Origin of the sequence: Pseudomonas sp. 382, assembly GCF_002759075.1 — a bacterium.
In the GTDB taxonomy this organism is placed as follows: domain Bacteria; phylum Pseudomonadota; class Gammaproteobacteria; order Pseudomonadales; family Pseudomonadaceae; genus Aquipseudomonas; species Aquipseudomonas vlassakiae.
Genome location: NZ_PEMX01000006.1, coordinates 88396 through 110502 on the forward strand (window position 1 = coordinate 88396; position 22107 = coordinate 110502).

17 protein-coding genes and 4 pseudogenes are annotated in these 22107 nt (G+C 53.6%); 6 read left to right on the forward strand and 15 right to left on the reverse strand.

Features of this window, described 5'->3' with window-relative positions:
* Positions 1-3: 3 nt before the first annotated feature.
* Both CQW31_RS09535 and CQW31_RS09540 read right to left on the reverse strand, forming a co-directional pair.
* Positions 4-1419: an amino acid permease gene (locus CQW31_RS09535; protein ID WP_016712279.1), complete on the reverse strand. Its 1416-nt coding sequence runs from the start codon at positions 1417-1419 to the stop codon at positions 4-6.
* A gap of 361 nt (positions 1420-1780) precedes the next feature.
* Positions 1781-2203, reverse strand: a complete 423-nt coding sequence (locus CQW31_RS09540) for an Lrp/AsnC family transcriptional regulator (RefSeq protein ID WP_016712278.1) — start codon at positions 2201-2203, stop codon at positions 1781-1783.
* A 181-nt stretch (positions 2204-2384) separates the two neighbouring features.
* On the opposite strand from CQW31_RS09540, the gene CQW31_RS09545 reads away from it, so the two are divergent.
* Both CQW31_RS09545 and ctlX read left to right on the forward strand, forming a co-directional pair.
* Positions 2385-3437 (forward strand): ornithine cyclodeaminase, encoded by a 1053-nt coding sequence (locus tag CQW31_RS09545; protein WP_016712277.1) that lies wholly within the window; start codon positions 2385-2387, stop codon positions 3435-3437.
* A gap of 32 nt (positions 3438-3469) precedes the next feature.
* Positions 3470-4408, forward strand: coding sequence for a citrulline utilization hydrolase CtlX (gene ctlX, locus CQW31_RS09550; protein WP_016712276.1), 939 nt, complete (start codon positions 3470-3472; stop codon positions 4406-4408).
* 51 nt (positions 4409-4459) lie between these two features.
* On the opposite strand, the pseudogene CQW31_RS09555 reads toward ctlX, so the two are convergent.
* The 13 genes and pseudogenes from CQW31_RS09555 to CQW31_RS09610 all read right to left on the reverse strand — a co-directional run bounded on the left by CQW31_RS09555 (position 4460) and on the right by CQW31_RS09610 (position 18213).
* Positions 4460-5261: pseudogene (locus tag CQW31_RS09555) on the reverse strand (IS5 family transposase).
* 448 nt (positions 5262-5709) lie between these two features.
* Positions 5710-6906 (reverse strand): IS256 family transposase, encoded by a 1197-nt coding sequence (locus CQW31_RS09560; RefSeq protein ID WP_099814356.1) that lies wholly within the window; start codon positions 6904-6906, stop codon positions 5710-5712.
* Positions 6907-7008: 102 nt separating this feature from the next.
* The gene (tnpB, locus tag CQW31_RS09565; protein WP_016712272.1) at positions 7009-7269 is read right to left on the reverse strand and encodes an IS66 family insertion sequence element accessory protein TnpB; all 261 of its coding nucleotides are present in this window, start codon (positions 7267-7269) and stop codon (positions 7009-7011) included.
* On the reverse strand, positions 7266-7598 hold the full coding sequence (locus CQW31_RS09570; RefSeq protein WP_016712271.1) for a transposase: 333 nt from the start codon (positions 7596-7598) through the stop codon (positions 7266-7268). Before CQW31_RS09570 ends, tnpB begins: the two co-directional genes overlap by 4 nt.
* 277 nt (positions 7599-7875) lie before the next feature.
* The gene (locus CQW31_RS09575) at positions 7876-8541 is read right to left on the reverse strand and encodes a hypothetical protein (protein WP_016712270.1); all 666 of its coding nucleotides are present in this window, start codon (positions 8539-8541) and stop codon (positions 7876-7878) included.
* Positions 8542-8898: 357 nt separating this feature from the next.
* A pseudogene (locus tag CQW31_RS09580) lies at positions 8899-9812 on the reverse strand (IS5 family transposase).
* A 295-nt stretch (positions 9813-10107) separates the two neighbouring features.
* A complete protein-coding gene (locus CQW31_RS09585; RefSeq protein WP_080578085.1) occupies positions 10108-10818 on the reverse strand; it encodes a GntR family transcriptional regulator in 711 nt (236 codons plus the stop codon).
* Positions 10819-10977: 159 nt separating this feature from the next.
* Positions 10978-12315: a cytosine permease gene (locus CQW31_RS09590; protein ID WP_029380233.1), complete on the reverse strand. Its 1338-nt coding sequence runs from the start codon at positions 12313-12315 to the stop codon at positions 10978-10980.
* Positions 12316-12415: 100 nt separating this feature from the next.
* Positions 12416-12973 carry an HD domain-containing protein gene (locus CQW31_RS09595; RefSeq protein ID WP_016712264.1) on the reverse strand — a complete coding sequence of 186 codons (558 nt, stop codon included), beginning with the start codon at positions 12971-12973 and terminating at the stop codon, positions 12416-12418.
* Between the two features lie 47 nt (positions 12974-13020).
* On the reverse strand, positions 13021-13197 hold the full coding sequence (locus CQW31_RS31150) for a hypothetical protein (protein ID WP_016712263.1): 177 nt from the start codon (positions 13195-13197) through the stop codon (positions 13021-13023).
* A 2-nt stretch (positions 13198-13199) separates the two neighbouring features.
* Positions 13200-14882, reverse strand: coding sequence for a hydantoinase B/oxoprolinase family protein (locus CQW31_RS09600; protein WP_202799576.1), 1683 nt, complete (start codon positions 14880-14882; stop codon positions 13200-13202).
* A gap of 14 nt (positions 14883-14896) precedes the next feature.
* Positions 14897-16945: a hydantoinase/oxoprolinase family protein gene (locus CQW31_RS09605; protein WP_016712261.1), complete on the reverse strand. Its 2049-nt coding sequence runs from the start codon at positions 16943-16945 to the stop codon at positions 14897-14899.
* Positions 16946-17451: 506 nt separating this feature from the next.
* Positions 17452-18213, reverse strand: coding sequence for a class II aldolase/adducin family protein (locus CQW31_RS09610; RefSeq protein ID WP_016712260.1), 762 nt, complete (start codon positions 18211-18213; stop codon positions 17452-17454).
* A gap of 905 nt (positions 18214-19118) precedes the next feature.
* Between CQW31_RS09610 and CQW31_RS09615 the strand changes: the two are divergent.
* From CQW31_RS09615 to CQW31_RS09625, 4 genes and pseudogenes are all read left to right on the forward strand, one after another.
* A pseudogene (locus tag CQW31_RS09615) lies at positions 19119-19697 on the forward strand (MurR/RpiR family transcriptional regulator); the annotation flags it as partial.
* Positions 19698-19881: 184 nt separating this feature from the next.
* A pseudogene (locus CQW31_RS09620) lies at positions 19882-20253 on the forward strand (arginine deiminase-related protein); the annotation flags it as partial.
* Positions 20254-20344: 91 nt separating this feature from the next.
* Positions 20345-20419 (forward strand): hypothetical protein, encoded by a 75-nt coding sequence (locus CQW31_RS32110; protein WP_371858376.1) that lies wholly within the window; start codon positions 20345-20347, stop codon positions 20417-20419.
* A gap of 212 nt (positions 20420-20631) precedes the next feature.
* Complete coding sequence (locus CQW31_RS09625) at positions 20632-21966, forward strand: aspartate aminotransferase family protein (RefSeq protein WP_202799575.1); 1335 nt, start codon at positions 20632-20634, stop codon at positions 21964-21966.
* Positions 21967-22107 lie beyond the last annotated feature (141 nt).

The following is a 22107-nucleotide window of genomic DNA, read 5'->3' on the forward strand; positions in this document are numbered from 1 at the left end:
CCCTCATAACGCCGATACGGCTACATGGCCGGATGCCTTCGCGCTGCGCTGATAGGCCAGCAGCAAGCCGATGTACCAGACAGGCATCACATACAGGGCGGTGCGGGTATCTGCTTCAAGTGCAAGCAGACACAGGACGAACATCAGGAACACCAGTGACGTCACCGCAGTGAGCTTGCCGCCGGGGAGCTTGAAGGTTGATCGCTGATGGGCTTCAGGGCTGCTGCGGCGGTAGGCGAGGTACGACAGCAAGATCAATGACCAGGTCACGATCACCATGACCGCCGAGATGGTAGAGACTAGGGTGAAGACCGCCATGACGTCTGGGATCACAAACAGCAACGTCAGCGCGATGGTCATGCACAGGCCGGAGAACATCAGTGCCCGGATGGGAGTGCCTGAATCTGACAGACGTCCGAAGGTCTGAGGAGCCTGCTTGTTGTGCGATAGGCCGTAGAGCATGCGAGAGCCAGAGTACACGCCGCTGTTGGCCGAGGAGGCCGCAGACGTCATCACCACGAAGTTGATCATCCCGGCAGCCGCTGGCAAGCCGCCCAGCAGGAACAGCTCGACGAAGGGGCTTCGGTTCGCAGGCACGTGGGCCCAGGAGATCACGCTGATGATGCAGGCGAGCGCAGCGATGTAGAACAGTAAGATCCGTAGCGGGATGGTGTTAATGGCCTTGGGGAGCGTTTTCTCGGGGTTGTGGGCCTCAGCTGCAGCGGTGCCGATGAGTTCGGTGCCTACGAACGAGAAGATGGCGATCTGGAAGCCGGCCAGGAAGCCCAACACGCCGTGCGGCATCATCACGCCCGGCTCGACCAGGTGGCTGAACGACGCAGTCACACCACCAGGGGAGGTGTAGGAGGTGGCCACCATGTAAAGGCCGGTGAGCACGAGGGCTACGATGGCGATGATCTTGATCAGACCGAACCAGAACTCCACCTCGCCGAAGGCTTTGACGGCGAGCATGTTGAGCGCTACGAGCAGGAACATCGCGCCGAATGCCGGAATCCAGGTAGGAAGATCTGGATACCAGTATTGAAGAAATCCGGCGACTACTACTACGTCACCCACTGCGGTGACCACCCAGCTAAGCCAATAAGACCAGGCGAGAATGAACCCGGCGCGTGGGCCCAGGTGATGATGGACGAGCTCTGCGAACGAGCCCATTTCAAGGTTGGCGAGGAGCATCTCGCCCATTGCTCGCATGATGCAGAAGACGAAGAATCCAATAATTGCGTAGACTAAGATGATTGATGATCCGGAAAGGGCGATCATCTTCCCGGAACCCATGAATAGACCTGTGCCAATGGCGCCGCTGATGGCAATTAGCTGGATGTGTCTGTTTTCCAATCGTCGCTTAAGTGTTCGACGGTCGCCATGTATCGCGTCTTGCGAATTGCACGATTGATGCATAATTGACCTCTTATTCTTTTTTTATAGAAACCTAATACACCATACCTTACGGAAGGTGATTATATGCGCGTGGGCACCTCATGAAGTGGAGGTGCTCGTGATTACGCTGACGAAAACAGTAATCCCGAAGGAATAACCTGACTAAATTGTCAGATAATTAGATCTCAGTAGCGGTGTAAGGTTATTGTTGTTTTGTTGCCGGCTTTCGCCCTAATGGCTGGGAAGTGCCCATTCTGCCAGCCACTGTTGTCAACAGGAACGCTACAAAACGTCAGCCCTAGAGGGCTCATTCAGCATTCTGCGTAGCTCGCTGAGCATTCTGCTCAGCTGCACAGCTTTGGTGCTAAAGCCTACTATCTCCCTACATTTTGAACGTCGACAGCAGGATGCTGGTTTCAGTGTTTTCGATGTGGGGGATGGATCGGATGGTGTTCAGCGCCTTGTCAAAGGCTTCGAGTGTTTCGGCGCGGAGCTCTGCCATGAGGTCCCAGCGGCCATTGGTTGTATGAATGGCAACCACGTTGGGATGCCCGCGCAGCGCGTGTTTGACCTCTGCAGCGTGATGTCCACTGATACCGATACTGGTGATTGCCCTTACTCCCCGCTCGATGGCGTCTGATTGTAGGCGGATCGTGTAGCCCATGATGATGCCGCTGTCTTCCAGCTTGGTGAGGCGGTTTTGAACGGTAGCCCGAGCGACCTTGAGCTTTTTGGCTAGTGTCATGATGGGGAGTCGAGCGTTGTCTCGGAGGAGGGCGATGAGTTCTCGATCAATGCTGTCCATAATTCTGCGCTGGCCATACTGCTAGGTTGGGTAAGCAAATTGTCCAGAAATCTGATAAATCTGGCAACCTGTATGCTTCAATTTGTACCAATATTTCATCATAATTTTGGGGTTGGCAAAAATATATCTGGCGCTCGCTGTGCACTGACTGGGAGCGGGCGCACTTATAAGGTGCAAAACAATGACGCATTTCATCGATGTTCCAACTATGTCTGATCTGGTTCATGACATTGGAGTAGTCCAGTTCCTGGGAGAGCTTTCTGAGGTCATCCGAGAGGACTTCAAGCGTTGGCCGGAATTCGATAAATCCGCCCGTGTCGCGAGTCATTCAGATGTTGGGGTGATTGAGTTAATGCCAGTGGCTGACAACAGTAAGTACGCGTTCAAGTATGTGAACGGCCATCCATCCAATACTTTCAAAGATCTGCATACAGTCATGGCATTCGGGGTTTTGGCCGATGTCGACACTGGCTATCCCGTCCTGCTGTCCGAGCTGACAATCGCGACGGCTCTGCGTACTGCCGCGACCTCGTTGATGGCGGCGAAAGCACTCGCCCGTCCGAACTCTCGCAAGATGGCATTGATCGGGAATGGCGCCCAGAGTGAGTTCCAGGCCCTGGCTTTCCATAAGCATCTCGGCATCCAGGAGATCGCGGCCTTCGACACCGATCCTCTTGCCACCGCGAAACTGATCCGAAACCTGCAGGAATATTCAGAGCTCAAAATCACGCGTGCCCAGAGTGTTGCCGATGCAGTAGGGGGTGCGGACATCGTCACCACCGTGACTGCCGACAAGGCCTACGCAACCATTATCACACCGGAGATGCTTGAGCCGGGCATGCACCTGAACGCTGTTGGTGGTGACTGCCCCGGTAAGACCGAGCTTCACGCTGATGTGTTGCGCAAGGCCAGGGTTTTCGTGGAATACGAGCCTCAAACCCGTATCGAAGGCGACATCCAGCAGCTTGAAGCAGACTCGCCTGTCGTTGACCTCTGGCGAGTGCTGACGGGCGAACAGGAAGGGCGCCAAAGCGCTGAGCAAGTTACGGTGTTTGACTCCGTGGGCTTTGCTCTTGAGGACTACTCGGTACTGCGCTACGTGCTGCAGCAAGCTGAGAAACGTGGTGCGGGGACGAAGATCGATCTGGTGCCATGGGTTGAGGATGATCCCAAGGATCTGTTCAGCCATACCCGTGGTCGGGCTGCCAAGAAACGCATCCGACGCGTAGCATAACTCCAAGATCAGGCACACATCGGAATTTCGAGATGGCATTTCCTACGCGATCGATTCAGGCACCTGCGGCAGTGGTGATGGTCAGGCCACATACTTTCACCCCCAACCCGGAAACGGCAGCAGATAACTCATTCCAGAGCACCAATTCTGAGATCGCTGCTCAAGCGCTCTCCGAGATTGCCCGGGGCGAGGTCACGCAGGCCGCGGGCCGGCTTGAAGCTGAGGGTGTGCGGGTTCACCTGTTTGATGACTTTGGTGAGAACAACACCCCCGACTCCGTCTTCCCCAATAATTGGTTCTCGACCCACCCAGGCGGGCATGTGGCGATTTACTCGATGTATTCTCCAAATCGTCGAAGGGAAAGACGAGTGGATGTCATTGAGATGCTCAAGCGGGAGTACCGGGTTCAAGATGTGATCGACTACTCGGGGCTTGAGCAGGATGAACTGTTCCTTGAGGGAACCGGGGCAATGGTCTTCGATCACATGTCCAGAGTCGCTTACACAGCACGTTCAAATCGGGCTAATCCGATTGCCTTGGAGCGTTTCAGTACCCACTTCAACTTCGAGCCGATGTTGTTTGATACAGCAGACGAAAAGGGGGCGCCGATCTACCACACTAACGTGCTGATGTGCGTGGCGACCGAGTTCGCTCTGGTGGGCTTCGGTACGTTCACAAACAAGGCTCGCGCTGAGGAAGTGCGCATGCGATTGATGGAGTCGGGACGTGATGTCATTGATCTGACTAACCAGCAAATCAATGAGTTTGCCGGCAATGCCATTGAGCTCTCCGGGCGGGACGGGCGCATCTTGGCTCTTTCGCGCAGGGCTTATAACAGCCTCACCGCAGAGCAACGCGGTCGTATTGAGCGCTCGGCCAGGCTCGTACCGCTCGATGTTCCCACTGTCGAGATGGCTGGAGGCTCCGTGCGTTGCATGATTGCGGGCATCCACCTCTCTCCAAGAAAGTAGGGCCCTCCGCTTAATCCTCATCCCCACCCTCTCCAGGTGGGGGTGAGGAGCCTAGGTTCTGTCTGAAAAGAGGTGTCGCAAACATCGCATGACGCAAGCCAGCGAGACCATCGCCGCGTAACTTTTCGCGAGCTTGTCGAAGCGTGTCACGATACGTCGGTTTTCTTTCAGCCAGCCAAACATCCGCGCTTGGGTTTGCGCTACATCCAACGTAGCGGTATGACCGGTTGCACCCGGTACCGATCACAGTACCGCCGCAGAGCATCAGCGTCGTAGCCCTTGTCGGCCAGGAGCCAGCGGCAGCGCTTGCGAGGCCGACCGCGCAGGCTCGTTGGAATGATGACGTCATCTAGCAGCGGCTTGGCGTAGCTGATGTCACTGGCTTGACCGCCGGACAGAAGAAACCGAACCGGCACGCCGTGGGCTTCGAAAAGCGTGTGAATTTTAGTCGTGAGGCCGCCGCGACTGCGGCCTAAAGGGTGATAGGCAGGTTCATCAGGCCCCCTTTTTTACCTGCACCTGATGAGGCGCGGGTTGCTCGAATTGCGGTTGAGTCGATCATCCAGGTCTGCAAGTCGATGAGGCCTTGATCGTTGAGCTTGAGGTGTAATCGCTTGAGCATCTGATCGAAGATTCCCCGGATCCGCCAATCCCGAAAGCGGTGGTAGACCGTTCGCCAAGGTCCGAAGCGCTCCGGCATGTCCCGCCACGCAGCACCTGAGCACAAAAGCCACAGCACGCCGTCGAGCATCAGGCGATCACTGGATCGCGGCCTGCCTCTGTTATGAGTCGGGGTAAAGAGATCAGCGATCACATCCCATGCCTCATCTGAAAGTTCGTAGCGCTTCGCCATCACAGAATTCCTTTCCGTAGATGGCTGAAAACTCCACAAAATTTCAGCTTCCGAGCGGCGAAAGTTCAGTTTCTCGGAATTTCAGATAGAAACTAAGGTTTTTCGGTTGCTTCTAAATCCAGCCGCGTATCACCGTTGCTGGGCATTGACTTCCGTTGTGCCAGATAGGCCGCAAGTAGAGAGGGCTTGTGCCTGAGCCTGTTTGGCTTATCTTAGGTAGTCCGCAGGAGTCCGTCACAGGCGAAGTGCCAGCGCGAATGTGAGCAGCAATGGGTACAAAATCAGCTCGACGGCGTTCCAATCACTTCCTTGCGCATTGGTTTTGAGCTGCTTCAAGCCAGCGCATCGTTTGGATAATTCTGCAAAGTCCGAGTCTATTTTATCGTGCTCCGATCGTGTTCCAGTAAGTGGTGTAACTCATCATGGTTCTGGCCACTGAGTTTGCCGTTTAGTTGATCACGGCCGACAGCTTGGCCTGTGGATTATCGCTGACGGATTCAAAGGCCTCCAACTGCATATATCGCCGTTGCAGGCACCAGTCGTCGTTCTGCTCCAGCAGCATCGCCCCTACCAGCCTTGTGATCGCAGGATCGTTGGGGAAGATGCCCACGACGTCGGTGCGGCGCTTGATCTCTGCGTTGAGCCGCTCCAGTGGATTGGTGCTATGCAGTTGCTGTCGATGCGCTTTGGGAAACGCCATGTGCGCCAGCACTTCGTCCTCGCAGCCGTCCATGAGTGTCGCGATCTTGGGGTACTTTTCGCGCAGTTGGTCTGCAACCAGGCGCCACTGTTGATGGCATTCAGCGCGGCTATCCTGAGCGAAAACCGTGCGCAGAAGCGCTGCCACCATGGTGCGCTGGCCTTTGCCGACATGGGCCATGGCGTTGCGCATGAAATGCACGCGACAGCGCTGCCAGGTCGCGTTGAAGACCTTGGAAACCGCAGCCTTCAGACCTTCGTGGGCATCGGAGATGACCAATTTCACGCCACGCAGGCCGCGCCGCATCAGGCTTCGCAGGAAGTCCGTCCAGAACGGCTCGGCCTCTGACGGGCCGACCCGCATGCCCAGGACTTCGCGGCCACCATCAGTGTTCACGGCCACGGCGATTATTACGGCGACCGAGACGATGCGTCCGGCCTCCCGCACCTTGACGGACGTAGCGTCGATCCACAGGTAAGGCCAGTCGCCCTCCAGAGGGCGATCAAGGAAGGCGTGGACGCGTTCATCGATCTCGCCGGCCAGCCGTGACACCTGGCTCTTCGAGATGCCGGTCATGCCCATGGCTTTGACCAGCTCGTCCACCGAACGCGTTGAAACGCCTTGGATATACGCTTCCTGGATCACCGCCGCCATGGCCTTCTCGGCAGTACGACGAGGCTCAAGAAAGCCGGGGAAATAGCTGCCCTGACGCAGTTTCGGGATCTTGAGATCGACATCGCCAGCGCGGGTTTGCCAGAGGCGATCCCGGTAGCCGTTGCGGCTGTTGATCCGGTCAGGGCTTTTAACGTCGAAGCCGGCGCCGCACAGGCTTTCGACATCGAATTCCATCATGCGCTGGGCAACGAACTGGATCATTTGCTTGAGCAGATCAGCGTCTGCCCCTTTCTCAACCAACTCGGTCAGTGCGATAGTGGGCTTGGTCATCGTGGTTTCCCTGGTGAGTGTTAGGTCTTCGCAAACTCAACGTTAGCCAAGAACCACGATGACCACTCTCTTTCGCCCACAGGGCGCCCTCGGTTGGTTCAGTTACACCACTTCTCGGGACACGATCTGGCGGGTACCTGGCCAGGTGAACTTACCTTGATGCAGTCGGCGTGCTGCCAGCCAAATACCGAGCCCGTCGTGCACCAGGACTTTCATGCGCGTGGCGCGGCGGTGGGCGAACAGATAAGCACAGTGCGGCTGCGCCGCACCGAACACCGAAATCACGCGGGCCATGGCAGTGTCGGTGCCGGCGCGCATGTCCATCGGTTCAGTGGCGAGCCAGATGGTGTCGATGCGAATCACCGCAGCAACTCTCGAAGAAAGCTGGCGCAGGCGGCTGCGCTGTCCACTGGCCAATTCATTTTGATGGGCGTGCGTGAGTGTTGGATTTCAAGGCAAATGCTGGAGGGCTGGGCATGCGATCCGGCGCTGAGCATTTGAGGGTGCAGCGGGATGAACGCTGGCTGGACAGCCGTGGTTTTCAAATTGTGCAGCCGAATCCATTTATGGACGAGGTTGGCATTAAGGCTGTAACCCAAGGCGACGTTGGCGATGGAGGCACCGGGCTCGGAACACGCCTGGATGACTTGGGCTTTGAAAGATTTGCTGTAGATGCGGTGCTGACGGTGCATGGGAAATCCACTTGAAGGGCCAGAAATGGTGTCCACTTAAATTAGGTGGACACCATGGCCTTCGGCGGTGGCGTCAGGAAGGTGTGTTGGCCGGACGGATACTTCATTGTGTGGCCTGCGAGAATTGCATCCGTTCGCCAGCTGCCCCCTAGGTTGAATATGTAAGCCCAGATATTTATCAGCTATACACCTTCTCGGCAGTACTGCACGGCGTTTGACATATCGAAAAAATCCGTTGCGGCCGAGCCGCAATTCGCATCGGCCGCAACGACATCAGCTAGACATTGATACCACGCGCTTCACACTGGGGCTTTTTGCCCCGGCGGGTTTGCCGGGTACAGCTCGAAATGAGAGCTAGCAAGGGATCCTGACTGGAGCCCGCAGAATTCTGATTCTCTATGCCATTCAGCACACTCTGCGTTGGAATTGGCCGAAGCGCTCGCGTCGCTGGCTCATACAGATACACATCTAAGCCATCGTCGATGGCACGTGAGATCTGACGGGACCAGTAAAATCTTCCACCACCAGTTATACCAGCCTCGTCCAAGAGGATGTCATAGTGCTTCACGAGGTAGCTGAAAAGCACTCCCTGCGATATATCTAGAAGCGCTTGAGTATGGCGTATGTCTGCCGATCGCCAGATCTGATGGCGCACAACCGTTCGGTCACCGATGCACGGGAAATCTACCGACGTGACTTTGGCATAATAGGCGATCGATTTTGAGCTATCGTCGACCAACGCAATCTCAAAGTCGTTGCCGGCAACAGCTTTCAGCCGATCGTCAACTCGGATCAAACGGTAACCAGGCACAGTACTACCGAACTGCTCACAGATCTCATGCGTACATCCCGCTGCCATCAGAGCCGCATACATGGCGGCATTGTCTGCCGTGCGCGTGAGTGGCTCGAGGTGGGAAGCGCACTGTTCAGTGGGAAAAATCATGATGGTATCCAGATCGTAGCCGTATTCCAGTCACGTCCAAAGCTAGCGGACGCCCCAATGCTCTACGAGCGTTTGCGACAAACAGTCGTCCGGATTGTAGACCATTGAAGCATCGCTCCTTGGAAACTGCGAACAAGTTTGCGCGAGCGAACCATGAGCAACATCTCGATCGCACCAGACACCTTTTTCCAGCCGTCAATCGGACCAAAATCAGGGCTTCGCCATGATTCAGATCCGCTAAGGAAACTCCGAGCAAGTTTCTCATCAGCCGGAAGTGGGCGGTTGAGGGATGCCGAAAAGCCCGATTTTCAGCCGCTGATTATTGGATAACCAAGTCAAAGCCTTGGTTTTCTGCCCTCACGGGCGCACCTCTCCCGCAGCAGGCAATAATTGCCGGCGCACCATCCACAAATTCGACAGGGCAAACAGCGTGGTCAGTTGCGCCGTGTTCTTGGCCAAGCCACGGAAGCGGGTTTTCACATAGCCGAACTGACGCTTGATCACACGAAATGGATGTTCGACTTTCGCTCGCGTCTGCGCTTTGACGTTCTCGATCTTGCGTCTGGCTTTGTAGAGCACGCTGCGTTTGCTCAAGTGCTTGTAGGTACTGCGGCGGGCTGCGACCTGCCAGACCACCACCGCCCTTCATGCTCCGGTCGCTTCTCTACGCCGGTATAGCCCGCATCGGCACAGATAACATTTTCGTCGCCATGCAGCAGGTGAGCGACCTCCGTTACATCAGCCACATTCGCAGCTGTGCCGTGGACGTGGTGCACCAGGCCCGATTCAGCATCGGCACCGATATGCGCCTTCATGCCAAAGAAGTACTGGTTGCCTTTCTTCGTCTGGTGCATCTCGGGATCGCGCTTGCCGTCCCTGTTCTTGGTCGAACTGGGCGCGTGAATGATGGTGGCATCGACAATGGTGCCCTGGCGCAACGACAGGCCCTTGTCTCGCAGGTAATGGTTGATGGTTTCCAGAATGCCCGCCGCCAGTTCGTGCTTCTCCAGCAGGTGTCGGAAATTCATGATGGTCGTGTCTTCGGGGATCGGAGCGCTGAGCGTCAGCCGCGCAAACTGGCGCATCGAAGTGATCTCGTACAGCGCCTCTTCCATGGCTGGGTCGCTCAACGAGAACCAGTTCTGCAGCAGGTGAATGCGCAGCATGGTTTCCAGTGGATACGGCTTGCGACCACCGCCGGCCTTTGGGTAGTGCGGCTCAATTAAAGCCACCAAACCGCTCCACGGAACCACCTGCTCCATCTCGGCCAGGAAACGCTCGCGGCGGGTTTACTTGCGCTCACCGGCGTACTCGAAATCGGAAAAGCTCATCTGACTCATGGAATGGCGGGCTTGTAGAGGGCAGTTGGACGGAAGGCTATTTCAGCACAGGTCAGACGGCCTGTGCTGACTTGATCGGAGAATCCTTAAAGGCGTACTTCACCCACATCGCTCAAAGGCTGTCGGATTATCCACAGCTTCCAAACCACTTGGTCAGTTCAGTGCAGGCCGAGTAGCCTGCGCTGGCTTGGTCGAAGCTTCTGTATGGAATAAAGCCTAAACCGCTTTAATAGTTGTAGGCCTCATTGATTCGCTTCCACGAATCACGGATGTGATACCGAACAGACTCGATGATCTTTTCCTCATCTCGCGCTCGAAACGCATCAATGATTGGCCAGTGATCAATTGCAGCCTCTACCAGGTTGTCAAACTTGTGCTCAACCAGGCTGATCGATATTTGGATTTCAGCATAAATATTAGAGAACGCCCGAATCGTTTGGGTATTTCTCGAAAGCTCACAGATGCGCTGATGAAACGCGATATCTCTCTCGACTAGTTCCATTTCATGGCCGGCGCGAGCGGCCGCTTCCATTTGGCGGACAATCAGCGTAAGGCTTTCTACATCTTCATCCGTGAGAAGAGAGAAAGCCTGACGAATTGCGAATTCCTCGAGGGCAATACGAAACGTGAATATATCTTGGATATCGGAGGCTGAGAAAGAGCGAACAAACGTGCCACGCCGGGGACTGGAAATCAACAGTCCACGCTCTTCAAGTTTTCGAATCGCCTCCCTCACTGGATTGCGGCTAATTTTCAGGGTCCGAGCCAGCTCAGCTTCATTGACCCGCTGTCCGCCCTTGAGCTCACCCGTGACCAGCAGTTTATAAAGGTATTCCGTAACCTGTTCCGACAAGGGCTTGCTCTCTAACACAGGAACGCTCAATGTCGATTTAGTGAGATCTTGTGTCGAAACGACGCTGGTTAAAACTTGGCTCATGAATATAACCCGGCTTGGAAATTCAAGCGCAACCAAGATTCAGGTAAACTCTTATATTTGATTGCGCACTGTCGGCTGTGGACAGAATTCTGCGCCCTTCCGAAATGGGTGTCAATGAGCTAAGGGTAGGCCGCTGCGGACAACGGCCTGCCGAGTCATTTACACTGATTCACCTGCATCAGCTGGCACCTCAGGCTTAACCTTGACTTTGGACGCCCACCGCATTGCGGCATACGCCACCACAGCTGTTGCTGGTGCTGAAAATGTTGCCAACAGTCCGGGGCTACTCATCAACGCGACTCCAATAAGCGAGGCAACAGTCCAGGCGCCAATTCCACCTATGTTGATGGATTTCGTTGGGGTTGGGGGCGCTGAGAATTTGGCCTCGCTGGCTTCAATAATTTTGCATAGGGCTACTCCCACCCAGGCAACAACAATAATGCCCTGATAGGCTAGCGCTTCCATAAGATACTTGAACACATCAGCTAGCATAAGCAGGTACACGAAGCAACCGACAACTGCCGCCCATACAGCCCAACTCAGTCGCAGGCCGAATATCTGACCTATATTTCGAAGATTGGTCGTAGCCACAAAGTAGTTCGCGGTATTGATCCTTGTTTGAGTGGCCCAGACAAATAGAAGCCCCCAGATGCCGAGGAGATTGAGAATGGCGAGAACAACGGAGGTCTCGGAAATTTTCTCGATGCTAGGAACCGAGCTAACCAAATAAATGCCACAGGCTCCGTTTACCACAATTGTGACAAAATAGAATGGGTAGCCAAAATTGAATTTGCTGTGGAAGCGGGTGTCGGAAGGCTTTCCGAACTTCGCATATTCATAGGCAAATAGCATCAGTACCCATACACCCATATAGTACACGAAGCAGTTCCACCATCCGTACGGCGAAGGATTTTCGGGGCCAAAGGTCATCCAGTCGGTTTTATAGCCGTATTCGTAAACCGAAATAAATACTGCTGCGGCTAGTCCGATTAAATAGATTGGCAGAAGAAATCCGTTCAGCTTATCAAGCCACACCTGGATTTTGCCAAGAACCAAGGGGACACTATAGATCACCACTAGGAGTGCAGCCACAGAGTAGCTAATGCTCGAGAAAAAATGGCTGAGAGCGAACGCGATTACAGAGCCTTCAAATACTGCGTAGTAAATTGCTGTTGCGCCCAAAATCATAGCGGCCAAAACGGAGCCTTTGGATCCGAAAAGCTCTACAGAGAACGAGGTGACCGAATGGCCAGTCATTATCGCATGCTTGGTCATGACGCAAGTAATGACGCTGTATACCACCACGGACAACAACATGCCGACAATGGCATTGAATGTTCCAAAATCTAGAGCCAGTGCCCCTCCGACAATAATGTAGAACATAGCACTGCACACCGCCCACCATGCCATGGACAGCGAAACTTTATTAACTCGTTCATCAAGTGGTATGACGGCGACAGAATGCTCCGCGCCGCCGCTTTTAGTAGGGGCCGCCATTTTTATATCTCCGAACTTAACTGAAGTGTCTGGAAACTATCTTATTCGAGGCAGTTGTCTTTAATGGTTCCGGAAAAACCAGAGCGCGCTGCTATTTTTATTATCGGTGAGAGTACGGTTTGCGCGAAAATACACGCTCAATCATTGGTGCAAAGAAATCAAGGCTCAGAGTGTCATATTCTGGATCAAAAGATAGGCAGTCCCAGTCGCGGCAGAATTTATCACACTCATCGAACCACGGATGACCTCGGAACTTCTCGCGAGCATCCTTATTCCAGCCCAGGTTCTCCCAATAGTAGAAGCCTTGGAAGACATCATGATTCAGGACGATCCAGTGAGTTTTCTCCGAAACATAGGGTTTGATCAAAGCGCCTGCCATTTCAGCATGGTTGTAGAGTGCTAAGCTATCACCAATGTCGTGTACCAACGCTGCTACGACCATCTCTTCATCTGCTCCATCCCGAAAGGCCCGCGTAGCGGACTGAAGGGAGTGCTGCAGACGATCAATCTGATAGGGCTGCTCACCATGAGCGAGCATTTTTAGGCTGTCGATTACCAGCGAGGGCATGCTCCTGTGCTCTTCAGTTTCGAAAGACTCAATGAGTTTCCACTCGCTGGGCGTCATCTGATCAATACGTTTGAAGCTAACCTTTTTCATCCTGTCTCCTAAGAGTTGCATGGGGGCATTTCTGCCCCCTAAAACAACTACTGTTTAGCGGCCCGCTTTTCACGTTCAGCAGCCCAGGTAACGCACCAGTCGGAGCAAAGCTCTTTGTGGTCAATCTTGACTTTTTTGTCGGCGTCCTGCGGATAGATCAACACCCCACAATTGGCGCACTTCACATATCGTTCAATGTAGAGGCCGTTTTCAGAGAACTTCATGATTATTTCTCCAGATATCCGTAGTTAGCCTTAGCCGACTCAAGCGAGATGTATCCATTTTGCAGGTCGCGCTCAACAGACTCTCGACTACGTTTCGCAGGGTTGCCGAAGCCGCCGCCACCAGGCGTTTTTAGCTTGATTCGGTCGCCTTCAAGAATCGAAACGTTCGAGTACCGGCTGCTTGAAACTTTGCCATAGGCCTCGCACATGGTTTCCCAGATGTCAGTGCCCTTCTTCTTAACCAAAGTGGCACCACATTGGCCATCCAGGCCACCATTGAGGCCCCAGGGCTTCGTCTCATGGCGGTCGGTCATCTGAGAGACGGTGATCAACGCGTTCAGGCACACCATCTCCTTGGAGTAGCCCAGGCCGCCGCGGAATTCCCCGGCACCACCGGAGTCGGTGTCGAAGGCCAACTTCTCGACGCGCCATGGGAAACGAGTCTCAAAGACCTCGACAGGCGTTGTGCGGCAGTTACCGTTAATCGAGTCAACGGCATCGTTACCGTCCGCGAAGGCACGTCCCCCCCAGCCCACAGTCTCAAGGTCATAGCAAGCGAAGTATTCGCCGCTGACCGCATCAACCCCACCGAAGACGAAATTACAGTGAGTGGCACCTTCTGCGGCCATTACCCGATTGGGTACCGCCGATGCCATCGCCCCCAAAATAGCGCCCGTAATGCGAGGATGGGTTTCTGTGTTGCCACCCACCGACGGCGCTGGGAAGTCCACGTTCATGATGGTGCCGGGGGGCGACAACACCTTGATCGGACGGAAGCACCCGCTGTTACGAGGAATTGAAGGATCCGTCATGTGTAACACTGCGTTGTAAGCGGCCGAGGTCGAGACGCCCAAGGTTGCGTTGATAGGGCCTCTTGCCTGTGGAGCAGAGCCGGCGTAGTCGATGATGATCTGGCTTCCACGCACATGAACTTCCACAGCGATACGGTAAGTTGTATCAGGCGTAACACCGTCACTTTCGACTACATCTTCGAAGGCATAGACACCGTCAGGGATCGCTTCGATCTCTGCCTTCATGCGCCGCTCAGCGTAATCGAGCAGATCGCCGACAATCTGCTGGACTTCTACGGTCCCGTACTTCTTCAGAACTTCGATCATCTGCCGCTCACCCAAATCAACCGCAGCGATCAAAGCTCGGAGGTCGCCGTAGTTAGTGCGAGGGGTACGAACGTTGGCGAGGATCATGCGCCAGATATCGTTGTTATCTACACCGGCTTTCTTGATCTTTACCGGAGGAATACGGACGCCTTCTTGGAAGATTTCAGTAGCTTCGCCTGCAAAGCCACCAGGCGCCATGCCGCCAACCTCTGCAATGTGGCCGATAGCAATCGCCCATCCCTGCAGCTTGCCCTCAAAGAAGATCGGCTTGAAGAAGGTATGCTCTGGAGTGTGTAAACCGCCACGGTAGGGGTCGTTGTGAAGAATGATGTCGCCTTCTTGGAGGTCTTCCACATCGATCTCCTTCAGGCACGACTGCACAAGTAGTGGGATGCCGCCGATCATTGCAGGGCAGAAATCCGCTACGGCAATCAGATTGCCTTTGATGTCTGCAAGCCCACAAGTGAAGTCCAGAGCTTCGTTGAAAATCGTAGAGTATGAAGTTTTCTGCAGGGTGATACCCATTTCCCGGCAGATGGACACCATTGTCGAGTCGAGAACACTCATTGCCACCATGTCCATCATTCACCCCCCACAACTTTTGCCGAAACAAGCATGTAGCCGTATTCATTCACCACGATCTGCTGATCGGGGCGCAGGATAGTTACAGATGCGCTTTCTTCGATCACGGCAGGTCCATAAATAGTATGACCACACAGTAGATTGGTACGATCATAAATAGGCGTGTCGATCCATCCTTGCTCGTACCGAACCTTACGGCTGGATATCCATGCAGCAGGAGTGGTAGCTGCAGGGAGCTTTGGAATATTTGGCTTTTCAGCCGAGGCAACAGCAACCACCTTCACGGTAACAAGTTCAATCGTCTCACCAGGAATGGCGAAACCGAAGCGAGCCTTGTGGATTTCGTGGAAGCTTGCCCAAAGCTGCGATGCAGACTCATCCGTGATCGTCTCCATAGCCACTTGGAGTTCCAGCCCATGGTTTTGGCCAAGATAGCGAGCCTCGATGGAGCGCTGAACTTGGATGTTCTGTTCGTAGCCTTGATCAACCAACTCTTTGACCGCAGCTTCAACCAAACCTATCATCGTTTGATCAACAGAAGCAGCGTCGAAGCGGGTCGATACTTGCTGGATAGTTCTGTGCTTATCTACGCGGGCGTTGGTCATGATGAAACCGAACGCCGAGAACTGGCCAGGATAATTCGGGACAAGTCCTTGAGGGATACCGCTGATATTCAGCAGATCACAGACATGCACGGGGCCAGCCCCACCCGAAGACAGAAGAGTGAAATCGCGAGGATCCAAGCCACGCTGAAGCAGTACGGTTCGCAGAGCACCCAACATGTTGTTGTTGGCAATTTGCAGCATGGCCATTGCCGCTTCATCCACTGCCATCTGCAGTTTGTCTGCAATTCGCGCTACAGCTTGATGCGCTGCCTTCGCATCCAGCTTCATTCGGCCACCTAAGAAATAGTCAGGGTTTATCCGACCCAAAACCACGTTGGCGTCAGTGACGGTGGCTTCCAACCCGCCGCGCCCATAGCAGGCAGGCCCAGGCACGGAAGTCGCGGATTGAGGGCCCATACGTAGCAAGCCCCCTTTATCAATCCAGGCGAGGGAGCCGCCGCCGGCACCGATGGTGTGTACGTCGATCATCGGCACTTGAATTGGGATACCCCACTCGATTTCGAAATCGGTGGTGATATTCTCTTGGCCATTCACGACGGTGGCGCAGTCAGTAGACGTGCCTCCCATGTCAAAAATGACGAGATTTTTGATGCCGGTCAATTCGGCCACTGTGCGGGTAGCAACCACGGCACCAGTGGGGCCGGAGAGAGCCATTTGTACTGGAGTTGCGGCAGCACCCCAGATGCTGGATTCACCGCCGTTCGACTTAATGACTCCAACCTTGTCGCCTACACCCAGATCATCAAGGCACGACTTGATGCGTGCGAAACTTTCCTGGACAATTGGCTTGAGGAAAGCGTCGGCAATGGTTGTAGAGGCACGATCATATTCTTTCCATTTAGGAAGAACATTGAAAGACGACGAAACCGGAATGGTTGGAAGTTCTTCTGCCAAGATTTCAGCAATTCGATCTTCGTGCTTCGGGTTCACATAAGAGAAAAGTGTGCAGACAGCAATTGCTTCGATGGTACCATCTTCACGAATCTGCTTAGCGATCTCACGAACACCGCTTTCATCAAGAGCGATAATTTCTTCGCCGAGTGCGCTTACCCGCTCTACCACTTCGAAGCAATCAGCTCGACTTACGAAAGGCTTAGTTTTGATCCAGCTGATATCGTAATGGCTACGACGATCACCGCGCTGAATGAAAGGCACATCTTTGAATCCGCAGGTAGTTACATAGGCAACCTTTGCACCTTTGCGCGTTAAAAGGGCATTGGTCGCAATTGTAGTACCCAAACGGACTTTGTTGACGGTCTCCATCGACTCAATTTTCGATAGACCTTCCAATACACCCTCAATGGGGTTCTCTGGGGTCGTCAAATTTTTCCAGTTTTCGATTTGGCCGGTCGTAGCGTCATAAGACACGAAATCAGTGAACGTGCCACCGATGTCAATGCCTACAATGTTGTCCTCACGCATAAGGCGCTCCACTTTTTTATGACAAATTGTTGGGGGCAGTTTTACATCATGCTTGGAACAGCCGTGAGTTATCGATTCGCCTTGGCATACTGTCGATACAGCTGATTCTTGTAGTTATACCTTCTTCCTAGTCCTGCTCCTGATCGCATTCCATCTTCGATCAGCGCGTTGTCTTCCGTCGAATTGGGCCTGAAAGGTCCTGAGGACTGTAGACTGTGGACAGTTTGCTATCGTTGCGTTTTGCTGTCAACTCTCCATGCAGATGATCCCGAAGCCCAGATCAGCGGTAGCCGATGCAGAGTGAAGGCCTTTACCCCCGCCCTATTCATCACCTTTGCTTTCACTGAAAGGGATTTCTCACGGAAACCGAACCGCTCGCTTGGATAGCTTGAGCCACTTGCTGATCTCCGAAGGCCTGGGGGTTGGGAAAGCAGTGGCGGCTTGGCCTGGTCTGGAATCCCTAAGAGCCAAGACATTGGCAAGACGGGATGCCAGGATTTCATTCTCTAGGAGCAGTACTCAGCTTTTTGGTCAGCGACTAATCGCAGTGCCGCGTCCCAGGCCAGGAGATGCAGATTGTCCCTAATCTCATCGGCTGACTGGATGGCGGTTAGTCGGCAGACATCTTCAGACGGAAACCGAAGCTTGACTCCACCCGCAAGCGCTTGGATTTGAGCTTGGCAAGCTCTTTCCAAGAAGTAGATTTGGTTCCAGGCTTCTGCCATCGAGCTGCCCAGAGTAAGCAGCCCATGGTTCCTCAGGATCATGGCCTTGTTCGATCCGAGATCTTTGACAAGACGCGGGCATTCCTCAGGATTTAGGGCAATGCCTTCGTAGTCGTGGTAGCTCAAGCACCCGTAGAACTTCAGTGCATGCTGCGTAAGCGGGAGGAGGCCATCCTCCTGAGCCGAGACGGCTATACCAGCAGCGGTATGGGTATGGATGACACAGGCAGCATCAGGTCGGGCGCTATGAATGGCTGAATGGATGTTGAAGCCCGCTTTATTGACTGGGTAGGTGCCATCACGCTGATCGATCACGTCGCCATGGAGGTCGACCTTGACCAGGTCGGTGGCCTTGATTTCATGGAAGAGCACACCGTACCGATTGATCAGAAAGGCTTCACCACTGTCGGGCAATCTGACAGAAATGTGGGTATCGATGAGATCCGTCATCTTGAAGTGAGCAAGCAGACGATACAACGCAGCAAGCTCGCACCTCAGAGCCCACTCTGATGGGCTAAACACAGCATTAGGAAACGATGGCATCGGATATCTCCTATAGAGGTGGTTTAGAGTTGGTATTGCCAGCGGCAGGGGGGGGCTGTCGCTTGAGATGTGTGAAAATAGCCCACTGAAGACTGTGGACAGATTGAGCTTTGCTGAGGGAACTGTCAATTAAGGGCGTCATGTCAGCCGAGAAATGTGCTTGTGGCTCAAGCCATCTGTTCACGCGACCGTTAGATGGGATACGTGCTGAAGGAGCCTTCTATACATGTGTGGTTGGCAGATCTGGCCCATCACATTCATTGCTCCACAGCGAACGTGGCCGACGTGGGTGAGTTCCTCGGATGCTTACGCTGGTAGCTCCAAAGCTCTAGAGAGATTCGAGGGTTCTTCGACTGGTTGAAGCTGGACCAGCGCTTTCATCCGGTTAGCCCGGCGAATGGCGAAGACGTAAGCACAGTGGGGGTTAGCCGCAACCGAACACCTCCATCACCCGGGCCAATGCTGTTTCCGTACCGGCGCGCATATCCGTCGGTTTGGTGGCCCGCCAGGATGCGGATCTTTGAACGAGGGAGTATTTAATTGCGTGCTGCCTTCAGCACTGAATATCAATTTTTGACGTGATGGAGCGTCTACCTTCACGTCAATCACACTGAATTTCGTTCGGATTTCCAGAGCTGCAGAAACGGAGCCGGGTGCCTTGAATGCTCGGAGCGCGCTCGATTAAGTGTCCGACGTGGCCTCTCTAGGCTAGTCATGCCTCTCCCAATACCTGCGGCCATCGACAGTCATACTGGCTCGACGCGACCAAGGCAGCCGATCGTCTTCCCTGGGTAGTGAATTCGCCAAGTGGTGAGAAATGTGCTGGACGTGTAGTGTTTGCTTCTAATAGGATTGATTCATTGGACTCTGTAGTAAAAACAACAGCGCTTTTTGAAGGCGATCCAATGACGAATTTACGTGACAAAATTAGCGAAGCATTTCTCAAGCCAAGCCCTTCAGAACGCAAGGTAATCCGTGTGTTGCTCGACCGATATCCCCATAGTGGGCTGGGCTCGATGACACGCTTGGCGGAGCAAGCCGGAGTCAGCGATCCGACAATCATTCGTTTGGTGAAGAAGCTTGGATTTGCCGGCTACCCTGATTTTCAGGAGGTCTTGCCCAGTGAAATGGATCAAAGGCTTCGATCGCCTAGGACTCTGCTTCAACCCCGGGCTCCCCACAGCCAAGACGATGCGTGGACTCTGTATCTGCAGGACAGCGAACGCACTCCCCATGAAGCTCTAGATTTGACTCAGCCTAAAGACGTACGAGTCTTTATTAACTGGATTCTCGACAGTCGCCACCAGATTTCCTGCTTTGGCAGTCGACTCAGGAGTTTCCTGGCGGGATATCTGGTCAGTCATTTGCGCCTGTTGCGCGCCTGGTGTCATACGCTCGAAGACAACGCTCAGTTTCCAGATCGGATGTGCGCCATTCAGCGCCAGGATTTGGTACTGCTTTTTGACTATCGCCGATATCAAACCTAGGCACTTGTACCCGGTGTCTACCAGAGTTGCTTAAAAAGGTTGCCGGACTACTCCTAAATCCCCAATTTTTTTTCAGCACATGTGTCCTAGATAAACAAACTAGGAAATTCAAAAAATGCAGGTATCTAGACGCTCCATTCAGGCACCTTCTTCTGTAGTAATGATTCGGCCCCGTTTATTCATGCCGAATCCAGAGACAGCTGTCGATAATAAGTTCCAAAGTAAAGCAAGCCACCTGGCGGACAGTGCGATCGCACAAGCGGCTTACAATGAAGTGACCCAAGCCGTCGTACGGCTTGAGACCGAAGGCGTACGTGTTTATCTGTTCGAAGATCTCGGCAATAATGACACGCCTGACTCTGTTTTTCCCAATAACTGGTTTTCTACCCACACCGGCGGACACATCGCGATCTATCCAATGTATTCGCCCAATCGCCGGTGGGAGCGTAGAAACGATGTCATCGAGATGCTCAAAAAGGAATATCGCGTCCAGGGCGTCATAGACTACTCAGGACTTGAGGCCGATGGTTTGTTTCTGGAGGGAACGGGGACCATGGTGTTCGACCATTTGTCGCGTATAGCCTTTACTGCGCGTTCGAATCGTGCCGACCCGATTGCATACCGCGCGTCTGGTGCCTCTGCAGGTGCCAACCGTCGAACTGGCAGGGGGATCTGTGCGCTGTATGATCGCAGGGATCCACCTTTCGCCGCGCATATAACTAACTTGCACTTACTAATCAAATGGCCGCCTGATGATACCGCCGAAAAGTAAATGGCTTAATTCTTGGTTTGTGTGAAACTGCCTGGTTAATGGCGGAGAGAATTAGCGAGATAGTTTATCCCGCGCTGGTTTTCGATCAGCTAAATTAACTTCGTGTGAGAGTGCGGCTAGTCGCAGAATTGCATAAGAATAGCTACGCTGGAGGGTGTAATGGATAATCGTTCAGATTCGCAGGGTACAAAGTCTGGGAGTTCGATTTCTGGCCTATATGAGCGAGATTTATGCTCGATTTCCAAGCTAGCCCATCTCCGGTTTTTCCCTCTCGCGGTAACCGGAGGCAAAGGCGCAACACTACGTGGAGACGATGGGCGCACTCTAATCGATTTTTCTGCCTCTTGGGGAGCTGCTTCTCTAGGTCATTCCCATGCAGCCATCTGTTCGGCAGTAAACAGCGCGCTCTCCGATCAGGCGGGTGCTAGTTATCTTTCCAGTGCTAATCTGCCCACTGTCGAGTTGGCAGAGATGTTGCTCGCCCGCACACCTGCTCGAGCAGCAGGACGGGTATGGTTCGGCCATTCGGGGTCAGATGCCAACGAGACAGCAAACCGGGTCATCAGTGCTGCCACTGGCCGGCCTGGCATTTTGGCATTCGAGGGGGCTTATCACGGTGGTACGAGCGGATCAATGGCCTTCTCGGGGCACCCTTTTCAGCGAGCCACTAGGTCAGAACACCTGACTTTAATACCGTACCCGGCCAGTCGTTCGCAAGCGTGCGAGGCCCTAGCCTGTATTGATGAGGCGATTTCTGCGAGACCGGGATATTACGGCGCATTTTTCATTGAGCCTATCCAAGCCGACGGTGGATTACTGGTTCCGCCTGCTGGATTTTTTGAGGCTGTGCAGCAGCGATGCCGTGATAACGCAGTTTTGCTTGTTTCCGATGAGGTGAAAGTTGGCGTTGGCAGAATAGGAGTATTCCACGCATTTGAGAATTTCAATATTGAACCAGACGTCGTGATCATGGGGAAGGGCTTAGGAGGTGGATTGCCAATCTCGGCCGTGATAGGGCCAGAATGGCTGATGAACTTCAGTACCGGCTTTTCTCTCCAGACACTTCATGGCAACCCTGTTTGCGCCGCAGCTGCAATTTCAGTTCTTCAGACAATTGATGGGGAAAAATTGCTGCGCAATGCCAACGACGTTGGTGCTTACATCCATGACCGCTTAAATGTCCTAGCAACACAACAACCTGCGATTCACGAGGTGCGTGGTATTGGGCTGGCGTTAGGTATTGAACTCAGAGACGATATTCTTCCGGGAGTAAGTGGAAAGGATCTTGCTGCTCGCGTTGTTTTTCGGGCGTTCCAATTAGGTCTCGTCGTATATTATGTGGGCATCCATAGTAACGTAATTGAACTAACGCCAGCACTCAATATAACAAAAAGTATAGCGGCGCAAGGGTTGGCGATCCTTGAGAAAGCATTGTCTGATGTTGTTGAGGGCGAGGTAGAGCTTAATGGTTGTCAGGATTTTTCTGGCTGGTAATTACTGCTCTGCATTGAGTTTCCAGCTTGGTTAAAGTCCCAAAACCTCCGATTAGATTTCGGAGGTCATGTCATGAGTTAGGCGTATCAGTCTGTTGTAAACCACTTTTTTGACCTGTAAACCATTGTGGTTTACAGATCA